The sequence below is a fragment of the Streptomyces sp. NBC_00457 genome, assembly GCF_036014015.1.
Taxonomy (GTDB): domain Bacteria; phylum Actinomycetota; class Actinomycetes; order Streptomycetales; family Streptomycetaceae; genus Streptomyces.
Genome location: NZ_CP107905.1, coordinates 6,442,240 through 6,454,537, shown reverse-complemented (window position 1 = coordinate 6,454,537; position 12,298 = coordinate 6,442,240). Strand labels below are relative to the sequence as shown.

10 protein-coding genes and 1 tRNA gene are annotated in these 12,298 nt (G+C 69.1%); 6 read left to right on the top strand and 5 right to left on the bottom strand.

From position 1 onward, the window contains the following. Positions 1-4: 4 nt before the first annotated feature. Positions 5-1,393, bottom strand: coding sequence for a cystathionine beta-synthase (locus OG828_RS29505; RefSeq protein ID WP_328363264.1), 1,389 nt, complete (start codon positions 1,391-1,393; stop codon positions 5-7). Between the two features lie 161 nt (positions 1,394-1,554). Between OG828_RS29505 and OG828_RS29500 the strand changes: the two genes are divergently transcribed. The 3 genes from OG828_RS29500 to OG828_RS29490 all read left to right on the top strand — a co-directional run bounded on the left by OG828_RS29500 (position 1,555) and on the right by OG828_RS29490 (position 5,216). Further along, complete coding sequence (locus tag OG828_RS29500; protein WP_328363261.1) at positions 1,555-2,574, top strand: SGNH/GDSL hydrolase family protein; 1,020 nt, start codon at positions 1,555-1,557, stop codon at positions 2,572-2,574. A gap of 366 nt (positions 2,575-2,940) precedes the next feature. Next, positions 2,941-4,158, top strand: coding sequence for an acetyl-CoA C-acetyltransferase (locus OG828_RS29495; RefSeq protein WP_328440257.1), 1,218 nt, complete (start codon positions 2,941-2,943; stop codon positions 4,156-4,158). A gap of 281 nt (positions 4,159-4,439) precedes the next feature. Beyond that, positions 4,440-5,216 (top strand): hypothetical protein, encoded by a 777-nt coding sequence (locus OG828_RS29490; protein WP_328504958.1) that lies wholly within the window; start codon positions 4,440-4,442, stop codon positions 5,214-5,216. Positions 5,217-5,293: 77 nt separating this feature from the next. Here OG828_RS29490 and OG828_RS29485 read toward each other — a convergent pair whose 3' ends face one another. Further along, positions 5,294-5,605 carry a hypothetical protein gene (locus tag OG828_RS29485; protein WP_328363255.1) on the bottom strand — a complete coding sequence of 104 codons (312 nt, stop codon included), beginning with the start codon at positions 5,603-5,605 and terminating at the stop codon, positions 5,294-5,296. A 102-nt stretch (positions 5,606-5,707) separates the two neighbouring features. On the opposite strand from OG828_RS29485, the gene OG828_RS29480 reads away from it, so the two are divergent. Further along, positions 5,708-5,938, top strand: a complete 231-nt coding sequence (locus tag OG828_RS29480) for a DUF4287 domain-containing protein (protein WP_210576407.1) — start codon at positions 5,708-5,710, stop codon at positions 5,936-5,938. A gap of 90 nt (positions 5,939-6,028) precedes the next feature. On the opposite strand, the gene OG828_RS29475 is transcribed toward OG828_RS29480, so the two are convergent. The 3 genes from OG828_RS29475 to OG828_RS29465 all read right to left on the bottom strand — a co-directional run bounded on the left by OG828_RS29475 (position 6,029) and on the right by OG828_RS29465 (position 8,549). After that, positions 6,029-6,940 (bottom strand): Bax inhibitor-1/YccA family protein, encoded by a 912-nt coding sequence (locus OG828_RS29475; protein WP_328440256.1) that lies wholly within the window; start codon positions 6,938-6,940, stop codon positions 6,029-6,031. A 188-nt stretch (positions 6,941-7,128) separates the two neighbouring features. Further along, a complete protein-coding gene (locus OG828_RS29470; RefSeq protein ID WP_328502836.1) occupies positions 7,129-8,304 on the bottom strand; it encodes a 4-hydroxybenzoate 3-monooxygenase in 1,176 nt (391 codons plus the stop codon). 162 nt (positions 8,305-8,466) lie between these two features. Continuing rightward, positions 8,467-8,549, bottom strand: a tRNA-Leu gene (locus tag OG828_RS29465). A 378-nt stretch (positions 8,550-8,927) separates the two neighbouring features. Here OG828_RS29465 and OG828_RS29460 point away from each other — a divergent pair. Both OG828_RS29460 and OG828_RS29455 read left to right on the top strand, forming a co-directional pair. Continuing rightward, positions 8,928-9,698, top strand: coding sequence for an ABC transporter ATP-binding protein (locus tag OG828_RS29460; RefSeq protein ID WP_328363247.1), 771 nt, complete (start codon positions 8,928-8,930; stop codon positions 9,696-9,698). Next, the gene (locus tag OG828_RS29455) at positions 9,698-12,235 is read left to right on the top strand and encodes an ABC transporter permease (RefSeq protein WP_328502835.1); all 2,538 of its coding nucleotides are present in this window, start codon (positions 9,698-9,700) and stop codon (positions 12,233-12,235) included. The genes OG828_RS29460 and OG828_RS29455 overlap by 1 nt, the downstream gene beginning before the upstream one ends. Positions 12,236-12,298 lie beyond the last annotated feature (63 nt).

The window sequence follows — 12,298 nt, the reverse complement described above, 5'->3', positions numbered from 1 at the left end:
GGCCCTACTTCCCGACCTTGGCGAGGAAGGCCAGCAGGTCCTGTCGGCCGATCACGCCGGTCGGCTTGCCCTCGACCAGGACGATCGCCGCGTCCGCCTTGCCCAGCACGGACATCAGGTCGGCGACCGGCTCGCCGGAGCCGACCTGCGGCAGCGGCGGGGACATGTGCTTCTCGAGCGGGTCCTCCAGCGAAGCCGTCTTGGTGAACAGCGCGTCGAGCAGCTCCCGTTCGACCACGGAACCGACCACCTCGGCGGCCATCACGTCCGGGTGCCCGGCGCCCGGCTTCACGATCGGCATCTGCGAGACGCCGTACTCGCGCAGCACCTCGATGGCCTGGCCGACCGTTTCGTCCGGGTGCATATGGACGAGGTGGGGGATCGCGCCGTGCTCCTTGTCGTCGAGCACGTCGGCGACGCGGGCGCTGGGGCCCGCGTCCTCCAGGAAGCCGTAGTCGGCCATCCACTCGTCGTTGAAGATCTTGCTGAGATAGCCGCGCCCGCTGTCGGGCAGCAGGACGACCACGACATCGTCCGGTCCGAGCCGCTCGGCGACCCGCAGCGCCGCGACGACGGCCATGCCGCAGGAGCCGCCGACCAGCAGCCCCTCCTCCTTGGCCAGCCGCCGGGTCATCTGGAAGGAGTCCTTGTCGGAGACCGCCACGATCTCGTCGGCGACCGTCCGGTCGTAAGCCGTGGGCCAGAAGTCCTCACCGACCCCCTCGACGAGATACGGCCGCCCGGACCCGCCGGAGTACACGGAGCCCTCGGGGTCGGCGCCGATGACCTGGACCTTGCCGTCGCTCGCGTCCTTCAGATACCGGCCCGTACCCGAGATGGTGCCCCCGGTCCCGACCCCGGTCACGAAGTGCGTGATCCGTCCCTCCGTCTGCTCCCACAGCTCGGGGCCGGTGGAGTGATAGTGCGAGAGGGGGTTGTGGGGGTTGGAGTACTGGTCGGGCTTCCACGCGCCGGGCGTCTCGCGTACGAGGCGGTCGGAGACGTTGTAGTACGAGTCGGGGTGCTCGGGGTCGACGGCGGTGGGGCATACGACCACCTCCGCGCCGTACGCGCGCAGCACATTGATCTTGTCGGTGCTCACCTTGTCGGGGCACACGAAGATGCACTTGTACCCCTTCTGCTGGGCCACGATGGCCAGCCCCACACCGGTGTTGCCGCTGGTCGGCTCCACGATCGTGCCGCCGGGCCGCAGCTCGCCGCTCTTCTCCGCGGCCTCGATCATGCGCAGCGCGATGCGGTCCTTCACCGAGCCGCCCGGGTTGAAGTACTCCACCTTGGCCAGGACGGTGGCCCTGATGCCCTTGGTGACGTTGTTGAGCCTCACCAGCGGGGTGTTGCCGACGAGACTGATCATCGAGTCGTGGAATTGCACCGTTGTCTCCGGATGCTTGCAAAAGAAGTGGTCGTGATTGGTTCCGCCAGCCTATGACCTTCGGCTTCACCGTAGCGGTCGTTCACTCACCGTTGAGATTGGGCGACGCCCCGTACGGGGCAAGCAGTGGATGTACGGCAATGAGGAGGTGGCGGCTACGCATGACGAGCATGTCGAGGGCGCGGGTGGCCCGGCGGATCGCGGCCGGCGCGGCGTACGGGGGCGGCGGGATCGGCCTGGCCGGCGCCGCTGCCGTGGGACTGCTGCTGGCGGAGGTGCAGCTGGCCAAGCGCCATGTCAACAACGGCACGTCACCCCACCCGCCGAACGCGGACGGCCGGTACGGCGACGCCTGCACCACCCCTGAGTCACCGCCCCTGCGGCTGGCGATGCTGGGCGACTCCACGGCCTCCGGCCAGGGCGTCCGCCGGGCCGGCCAGACACCGGGCGCGCTGCTCGCCTCCGGGCTCGCGGCGGTGGCGGAACGGCCCGTGGAGCTGCGGAACGTGGCGCTGCCGGGGGCCTGCTCGGACGATCTGGACCGCCAGGTGTCGTTGCTTCTCGCGGACCCGGCGCTCGCGCCCGACGTCTGCGTGATCATGATCGGCGCGAACGACGTGACGAACCGGATGCCGCCGACGCGCTCGGTGCGTCATCTCTCGGCGGCGGTACGGCGGCTGCGCACCGCGGGCGCGGAAGTGGTCGTCGGCACCTGTCCCGACCTCGGCACGATCGAGCCGGTACAGCAGCCGTTGCGCTGGCTGGCCCGCCGGGCGTCCCGCCAGTTGGCGGCGGCCCAGACGATCGGCACGGTCGAGCAGGGCGGGCGCACGGTGTCCCTGGGCGACCTGCTGGGCCCCGAGTTCGCGGCGAATCCGCGGGAGCTGTTCGGCCCCGACCACTACCACCCGTCGGCGGAGGGTTACGCCACCGCCGCCATGGCCGTCCTCCCCACGGTCTGCGCCTCCCTCGGCCTCTGGCCGGCGGAGGAGGAGCGCCCCGACGCCTCCCGCCGCGAGGGCTTCCTCCCGGTGGCCCGCGCCGCGGCCGAGGCCGCCTCGGAGGCCGGCACGGAGGTCACGGCAGCGATGCCGACGGGACCGCGGGGACCGTGGGCACTGCTGAAGCGCCGACGCAGGCGCCGGGTAACCGAACCGGAGCCACTCCACACACCAAGCTGACCTCGCCCCCGCCGCCCCTACCCGTCCCATCCCTGGGGGCTGCGCCCCCAGACCCCCGCTTCGGCCCTGAACGGGCCTTGTCCTCAAACGCCGGACGGGCTGAAAACCAGCCCCTCCGGCGTTTGAGGAGCGGGGTGCAGGGGCGGAGCCCCGCGGGGGTCCAGGGGGCGGAGCCCCCTGGCGGGGTCGAAGGGGCGGAGCCCCTGGGGGATGGGAGGGGTAGGGGCGGCGGGGGCGAAGAAAAGCAAGCGCTTAGAAAATTGCGGTCAGTGTCACACCACCGCGCACGTGACCGACTCCATACGTACGGGTAACTTCCCAAGCAGCCCAGCCCGTATATTCCGCACGTACGTCAATGGAGCCGTGATGCCCGAAGCCGTGATCGTCTCGACCGCCCGCTCCCCCATCGGCCGCGCCGGCAAGGGCTCCCTCAAGGACCTGCGCCCGGACGACCTGACCGCCACGATCATCCAGGCGGCCCTCGCCAAGGTTCCCGACCTCGACCCCAGGGACATCGACGACCTGATGCTCGGCTGCGGCCTCCCCGGCGGCGAGCAGGGCCACAACCTCGGCCGCATCGTCGCCGTACAGATGGGCATGGACCACCTCCCCGGCTGCACGATCACCCGCTACTGCTCCTCGTCCCTCCAGACGAGCCGCATGGCCCTGCACGCCATCAAGGCCGGCGAGGGCGACGTCTTCATCTCGGCCGGCGTCGAGATGGTGTCCCGCTACGCCAACGGCTCCTCCGACATGCCCGGCGCGCGCAACCCGCTGTTCGCCGACGCCGAGGCCCGCACCGCCGCCGTAGCCGAGTCCGAGGGCTCCACCTGGCACGACCCGCGGGAGGACGGCCTCCTCCCCGACCCGTACATCGCCATGGGCCAGACCGCCGAGAACCTGGCCCGGGCGAAGGGCATCACCCGCCAGGACATGGACGAGTTCGGCGTCCGCTCACAGAACCTCGCCGAGGAAGCCATCAAGAACGGCTTCTGGGAGCGCGAGATCACCCCGGTCACCCTCCCCGACGGCACCGTCATCAGCAAGGACGACGGCCCCCGCCCCGGCGTCACCATGGAGGGCGTGTCGGGCCTGAAGCCGGTCTTCCGCCCCGACGGCCTGGTCACCGCCGGCAACTGCTGCCCCCTGAACGACGGTGCCGCCGCGGTCGTGATCATGTCCGACACCAAGGCCCGCGAGCTCGGCCTCACCCCGCTCGCCCGCATCGTCTCCACCGGCGTCTCGGGCCTGTCCCCCGAGATCATGGGCCTCGGCCCGGTGGAGGCCAGCAAGCAGGCCCTCCAGCGCGCCGGGCTGACGATCGACGACATCGACCTGGTCGAGATCAACGAGGCGTTCGCCGCGCAGGTGATCCCCTCCTACCGCGACCTGGGCATCGACCTCGACAAGCTGAACGTCAACGGCGGCGCCATCGCCGTGGGCCACCCCTTCGGCATGACCGGCGCCCGCATCACCACCACGCTCATCAACTCCCTCCAGTTCCACGACAAGCAGTTCGGCCTGGAGACGATGTGCGTCGGCGGCGGCCAGGGCATGGCCATGGTCATCGAGCGCCTGAGCTGAACCTCTAGGTAGTCAACTCACGACCCAGCGTGAGTCTTCGGCCCAGAACCCGTGAAACTCCAAGGTTCTGGGCCGTTTTGTGATCCAATCTCCCCCAGGATGTGACCTATCTCCCTCGCGAGAGGGATTTACGCAGCTCAGAGCCGTTTCACGACCAAACATCAGGCCCAAAGACCTGTCCCATTCGTGACGTTACGCACTGACAGCGGGATAGTCCTCCCTTCAAGCTGATGTAGGAAGTCGGGGGTCGACTTTGAACCGGGAGTACGTCAGTGAGCGCCATGCCGATCGCCTTGCTGCTCACCACGGCCGCCACAGGCGCCGTGGGCGTCGCCGCCCTGCGCACCCTCGTGGTGCTGCGCCGGCAGGTCGCGGCCCTGCACACCGAGCTGGCCGAGAGCCGCACCACCGCCCGCCCGCGCGTGCCCGCCGCACGCCCGTCAGCCGACGTCGATGAGATACGCGCCGCCGTGGCCGAGGCCCTCGCCGAGGAGCGCGAGCGCGAACTGGCCGAGGCGCGCGCCTTCTGGGCGGCCCAGGAGGCCCGTGACACCGACGCGCCGACCCTGCTGGGCCTCACCGACAGCGAGCTGTTCCTGCCCCGCCAGAGCGACTTCGCGGGCCTGGAACCGCTCGAGCCGGTCAGCGAGCCGGGCACGGACACCGACGAGTACGCCGGAGACTCCCCCGAGTTGGCCGCGGCCCGCCGCCGCCACCCCTCCCACCCGGACTTCGTCCCGGTCCAGTCACCGGTCGTCAACGACCACGAGCGCACCGTAGCCACCCTCGAAGAACTCGCGGCCGACCGCGTAGAACTCACCGACGTCCGCCCCGGCCCCCTCGGCACCCTCGACGTCTACGTCTTCGCCGACGGCACCACCCTCTGCATGACCCCCGGCCACCGAGAAACAGCAGAACGCCTGGCATCGGCTCTGACCAAGGGCGCGTCCCCGATCCTCCTGGGCGGCTCAGGAATCTCAGGTGCGTACACGCTGACGTTCGAGTGCGGCGAGGAAACGGTCTACATCCTGGCGGACAGGGTCATAGCGTCGCTCTAGCTTTGAAGACGCCGGAGGACCGGACGCCCCTTTAGGGGCGCGGGGAACTGCGCGACAAGCCACAACGCCACCGCGCCCTAGACCCCCGCCCTCTTCTGCGCCTCAACCACCATCCGCACAGCCTCCTCAACCTCACCCTCGCTCTGCAGCACAACAGCCAAGTCATGCACAGCAACGGTGATTTGATCAGCCGCAGCGAACATCCCGGCGTCCGGCATCTCCCTGGGCTCGACCCCCGGCGCCTCCAAAACCTGCGCCCACCGAGCCAACTCCCTGGCCAACGCCAGCGCCTCCCCGGCCCCGCCTCGCTGCAAGCGACTCTGCGGAGCCGCCCGCAACCGATCGGCAAAGTGATCCACAGCTCGCGTCAACGGCGTCGTATCAACCACGCACCGAGCCTACGCAGTCTCCCCACACTGTTGCCAACACGCGAACGCTCAGGCACGGTGACCTGAAGGACCGGCTTACATCCCATGCGTCCGGAGGCGCCGATGTCCCACGTCCTCTCTGAGGAGACCCACCGCAACATGCTCGCCCGCATCCCCCACTGCACCGGTCGTGAAGTCTCCGACTGGCTCCGCACCGTCGACGAAGGCCCCGCCCTCTTCCGCTTCGAGGAGAAGGTCAGCTGGCTCCGGCACGAACACAACCTCGCGTACGGCCACGCGAAGGCGATCATTCACGAGTACGACCTGAGGAGGGCCGCGCGCAAGTTCTTCTAGGCGCGCACAACGGAGAAGGGCCCCGAGCGAACCCGGGGCCCTTCCGCACGACCGACGCAGATCAGACGCAGCCTCAGTCAGAACTGCGAATCAGTCGGAACTGTTGAGGATCGCGATGATCCGCAGGAACTCCATGTAGATCCAGACCAGCGTCAGCGTGAGGCCGAAGGCCGCCAGCCACGCCTCCTCACGCGGCGCGCCGTACGCGATGCCGTCCTCGACCTGCTTGAAGTCCAGGGCGAGGAAGCACGCGCCGAGCAGGATGCCGACGACACCGAAGATGATGCCGAGCGGGCCGCTGCGGAAGCCGAGGCCGTCGCCGCCGCCGAAGACGGCGAACAGCATGTTGACGACCATCAGCAGGATGAAGCCGAGCGCGGCCGCCATCACGAAGCCGTAGAACCGGCGGTTGACGCGGATCCAGCCCGCCTTGTACGCCACCAGCACACCGGCGAAGACCGCCATCGTGCCGAGCACGGCCTGCATGGCCGCCCCGTCGGCGATGCGGTTGTCGACGATGTTGGACAGGACGCCGAGGAAGACACCCTCGAACGCCGCGTACGCCAGGATCAGCGCAGGCGAGGCCTTGCGCTTGAAGGACTGGACCAGGGCCAGGACCATGCCGATCAGCGCGGCACCGATGCCGATGCCGTACGACCGGCTGATGTTCGCGTCGTCGACCGGCAGCAGCGCCCAGGCGAGCGCGGCCGTGACGATCAGAACGCCGAGCGTGGTACCGGTGCGCATGATGACGTCGTCGATCGTCATGCGGCCGGTGGTGACCGGGGCCTGCGGCGGAGCGCCTTGCTGCAGGTCCTGCTGGGCGTACGGGTTCTGCGCGTAGGGGTTCTGCGCGTACGGGTTGCCGGCCTGCGGCTGCGCGTACGGGTTGCCCTGCGTGCCCACAGCTGCGCCCCCGGCCTGCGGCGCGGTGTTGAAGCCCGCGTAGCCGTTGTCGCGGCTGAACCCCCGTCGCGAGAAGACCGGGTTGCTGCTCCTCATTTCACTCCTCCATGGCCACCCTGTGTGGCTGCCTTGGCTCAAGAGTAATAGGTAGGCAAAGGATTGACCCTAGTGCTTGGGGAGGATCTTTCCCTCGTCGTGCTGCGCAACACGCTACGCGGGTGCTTGATTCCCGGCACCGGAGGGCCGCACTCATGACCAACCTGCGACATTGGCCTCCCCGCACCTCACCCGAACGGAAACCCCGTGTACCCCTCGGCGAGGTCCGTCTCGGCCGCCCGGGACGCCGCGATCCGCTCCAGCCGGGCCAGCTGGAGCCGGTCCTCGAAGGCGGTGGCGTCGGGGGTGCGGTGCAGCAGGGTCGTCATGTCGTAGGAGAACCGCTCGGCCTGCCACACCCGCCGCAGACATGTCTCCGAATAGGCGTCGAGCCGCTCCGCCGAACCGGTCTCCCTCTCGTACGACAGTGCCCGCGCGAAGGTGACGACGTCCCCGACGGCCAGGTTCAGCCCCTTCGCCCCGGTGGGCGGAACGATGTGCGCCGCGTCCCCGGCGAGGAAGAGCCGCCCGTGCCGCATGGGCTCATGGACGTACGACCGCATGGGCGTGACCGACTTCTGGGTGATCGGCCCGCGCTCCAGCCGCCAGTCGTCGGCGGTCTCGAAGCGCCGCTCCAGCTCGTCCCAGATGGCCTCGTCGGACCACTCCTGCGCGTCGGTGCCCTCCGGCACCTGGAGGTAGAGCCGGGACACGGACGGGGAGCGCATGGACAAGAGGGCGAAGCCGCGGTCGTGGCGGGCGTAGACCAGCTCGTCGTGCGAGGGCGGTACGTCGGCGAGGATGCCGAGCCAGCCGAAGGGGTACGTCCGTTCGAACGTGCGGGTGAGTTCGGCGGGGATCGCCTGCCGGGCCACTCCCCAGAAGCCGTCGCAGCCGACGACGTACTCACACTCCAGGACGTCCTCACGCCCCTCGTGCCGGAACCGCACCCGCGGGCTGCCGGTCTCCGCGCCCTCGACGGCCAGCGCCTCGGCGTCGAACAGCAGCGGGCCGCCCTCCTTGAGCTGGAGGGCGATGAGGTCCTTGCAGACCTCGGTCTGCGCGTACACCATCACGGACCGGCCGCCGGTCAGCTCCGGGAAGTCGACGCGGTGGCGCCTGCGGTCGAAGCGCAGCTCGATCCCGTCGTGCCGCAGCCCCTCCCGGTCCATCCGCTCCCCGGCCCCGGCCGCGCGCAGCACGTCGACCGTGCCCTGCTCCAGGATCCCGGCGCGCTGCCGCTGCTCCACGTAGGCGCGGTCGCGGCTCTCCAGCACGACCGAGTCGATCCCGGCGTTGTGGAGCAGCCGGGCGAGGAGGAGACCGGCGGGGCCGGCTCCGATGATGCCGACGGTCGTGCGCATCGATCGCTCCGTTCACGTGGTGAGTATTCGCGCGGTGAGTGTTCACGTGGCGAATGTTCGCGTAGTGAATTTTTATTCACCATTTTCTGAACGCGAGTCTCCGACGGCGCAGGCACGAAGTCAAGAAGCGGCCGCGAAGGCGGCCGCGCGGAGGTCGGAAGGTGCCCGGAACCGGACTTGAACCGGTACGCCCGCGAGGGGCAGCGAGGTTTAAGCTCGCCGTGTCTGCATTCCACCATCCGGGCAGGCCATGGGCTCCGCATCGAGGTTCCGAGCCTATCGGGGCGCATCCCTCGAACAGCGGACGGGCGAACCGATGTTGTCTTATTTTATTGACGCCTGAGGGTGCATCAGCACTTGGAACGGGCCATCCGCACTTGCCACCAGCCTTTCGTGCGGCACCGGGCGGCGTATACGGAATGACGGAATTTCACCGTCCGAACGAGGGGGCTCCACCTGTTCTTGACAGGTCGAGGGTCATCCCCAGGTATGACACAACCGCGCGCGGTCCGACCGAAGTCGCCCCCCGGAACCAGAACAGCGGGTGACTACACGGCGAGGGACGGCCGGGACGATGGATGACGTCCCCAGAACATCACCGTCGTCCTCAGGAGTGCCTACTCGTGACCACCGCATCCATCGCCGGCCGCGCCACCGCCGTGGCCGCGCGCGCCACGGATCTGTCGAAGATCTACGGACAGGGCGAGACCCAGGTGGTCGCCCTCGACCGGGTCTCCGTCGAGTTCCGTCAGGCCGAGTTCACCGCGATCATGGGTCCGTCCGGGTCCGGCAAGTCCACGCTGATGCACTGCGTGGCCGGCCTCGACACCTTCTCCTCCGGTTCCGTGCGCATCGGTGAGACCGAGCTGGGCTCCCTGAAGGACAAGCAGCTGACGAAGCTGCGCCGGGACAAGATCGGCTTCATCTTCCAGGCGTTCAACCTGCTGCCGACGCTGACGGCGCTGGAGAACATCACGCTGCCCATGGACATCGCCGGCCGCAAGCCGGACAAGCAGTGGCTGAACAACGTGATCGAGATGGTGGGTCTGAGGGACCGGCTGAGCCACCGCCCCGCCCAGCTCTCCGGCGGCCAGCAGCAGCGCGTCGCGGTCGCCCGCGCGCTCGCCTCCCGGCCCGAGATCATCTTCGGCGACGAGCCGACCGGAAACCTCGACTCGCGCTCCGGCGCCGAGGTGCTGGGCTTTCTGCGCAACTCCGTACGGGAGTTGGGGCAGACGGTCGTGATGGTCACGCACGACCCGGTGGCCGCCGCGTACGCGGACCGGGTGGTCTTCCTCGCCGACGGCCGGATCGTCGACGAGATGTACCGGCCGACCGCGGACAACGTGCTCGACTTCATGAAGCAGTTCGACGCGAAGGGCCGCACCAGCTGATGTTCCGCACCGCCCTGCGCAACGTATTCGCGCACAAGGCCCGGCTGTTGATGACCGTGCTCGCCGTGATGCTCGGCGTCGCGTTCGTCTCCGGCACCCTGGTCTTCGCCGACACCCTGTCCAACGCCTTCCGCAACCAGTCGGCGAAGAGCTACGACGACGTCGCCGTCTCCATCACCTCGTACGCCAACACCGACGACGCCAAGGAAGAGCCCGGCCTCTCCCGGAAGACGCTCGACAAGATCTCCGCGGTGGACGGCGCCGCCACCGTGTCCGGCCGCGTCGAAGGCTTCGCCGGGGTCGCCGACCCCGACGGGAAGCTGATCGGCGTCGGCTGGTCCAACAAGGGGTCCAACTTCGCCCCCGGCAAGGACGGCAAGGACCCCGCCTACACGTTCACCGACGGCTCCGGCCCGGTGAAGGACGATCAGATCGCCCTGGACAAGGAGTCCGCGGCCAAGGGCGAGTACCAGGTCGGCGACCGGGTCCGGGTCGCCACCAACGGACCGGTACAGGAGTTCACCCTCAGCGGTGTGTTCACCACCGAGGACGGCGCGGTGAACGCCGGCGGCAGCCTCGTCCTGTTCGACACCGCCGTCGCCCAGAAGCAGTACCTCAAGCCGGGCTACTTCGAGAGCGCCATCGTCACCGCCGCCCCCGGCGCGGACGACGCGAAGATCCTGGGCGCGGTCAAGCCGCTGCTGCCCGACACGGCCGAGGCGCAGACCGGTCAGGCGCTCGCGGACCAGCAGGCCAAGGACATCGAGCAGGGGCTGGGCTCGCTCAAGCAGATCCTGCTCGGCTTCGCGGGCATCGCGCTCTTCGTCGGGATCTTCCTGATCTCCAACACCTTCACGATGCTGGTCGCCCAGCGCACGAAGGAGATCGCCCTGATGCGCGCCGTCGGCGCGTCGCGCAAGCAGATCACCCGCTCGGTGCTCGCCGAGGCCGCGGTGGTCGGCCTGGTCGCCTCGGTGATCGGCTTCGTCCTGGGCGTCGGTCTCGCGGTCGGTCTGCGGTCCGGAATGGCCGCGTTCGAGATGAAGACTCCGGACGGCCCGCTGATCCTGTCCGCCACGCCGGTGCTCGCCGCGATCGGCGTCGGTGTGCTGATCACGATGTTCGCCGCCTGGCTGCCCGGCCGTCGGGCCGCGAAGATCCCGCCGGTGGCGGCCATGAGCAGCGTCCACGCGGTGGCGACGACCAAGTCGCTGGTGGTGCGCAACTCCATCGGTACGGCCATCACCGGCCTCGGCGCGGCCGCGATCGTGGCGGGTGCCTCGACCGGTGGCAGCGACGGCCGGATGTACATCGCGGTGGGCGCGTTCTTCGCACTGGTCGGTGTGATCATCCTGATCCCGCTGCTGTCCCGGCCCGTGATCGCGCTCGTCCGTCCGCTGCTGGTCGGCCCGTTCGGGGTGTCCGGCAAGCTGGCCGGCCAGAACGCAGTCCGCAATCCGCGCCGCACCGGAGCCACCGCCTCCGCGCTGGCGATCGGACTGACGCTGGTGACCGGCCTGTCGGTGCTCGGTATCACGGTCGGCACGGCCATCGACAAGATGACCACGGACAACATCAAGGCCGACTACATGGTCTCGATGGCGAACGGCGGGGACCTCGACCAGTCCGCACTGACGGCGCTGGAGAAGGCCAAGGGCGTCTCGGCGGTCTCGCCGCAGCAGGATGTCGGCCTCGAGGTCGCTGGCGACGGGGACTACGTGTCCGCTTCGGCGGTCACACCGGGCGCCATCCAGCACGTCCTGAACGTCGATGTCGTCAACGGCGACATCGACTCGCTCGCCAAGGGCCAGATCGCGGTCGCCGAGAAGACGGCCAAGGGCAAGGGCTGGAAGACCGGCGACCGCGTCGACGTCATCTTCGACGACCAGGAGAAGGCCACGCTGACGGTCGGCGCCGTCTACAAGGACAGCGAGTTCCTCTCCCCCGTGCTCATCGACACCAAGATCGTGAACCCGCACGAGGTGAGGCCGTACATCCCGCAGATCTTCGTGAAGGTCGACGGCGGCCAGACCTCGGCGAACGAGAAGGTCCTCATCGACGCGCTGGGCGACAACCCCGCGATCACGGTCATGGACAAGCAGGACATCCGCAACGAGTTCGGCGGCGCCATCAACACGATGCTGAACATCATGTACGGCCTGCTGGCGATGGCCCTGATCATCGCCGTGCTGGGCGTCGTCAACACGCTCGCCATGTCGGTCTTCGAACGGCAGCAGGAGATCGGCATGCTGCGGGCGATCGGTCTCGACCGGCGCCGGGTGAAGCGGATGGTCCGGCTCGAGGCCGTGGTCATCTCGGTGTTCGGCGCGGTGGTCGGCATCGGTCTCGGTTCGTTCCTCGGCTGGGCGATCGGCGAGACCATCAAGAGCGAGATCCCGGGCTACGCGCTGGTCCTGCCCTGGGACCGGATCGGGATCTTCCTGGTGCTGGCCGCACTGGTGGGCGTCCTGGCCGCACTGTGGCCGGCCCGCAACGCCGCGAGGCTGAACATGCTCAACGCGATCAAGACGGAATAGCCGTACTGGGGGTGTCAGAACACCCCCTGGCACAAGGGCCCCGTTCCCGGGAGGGAGCGGGGC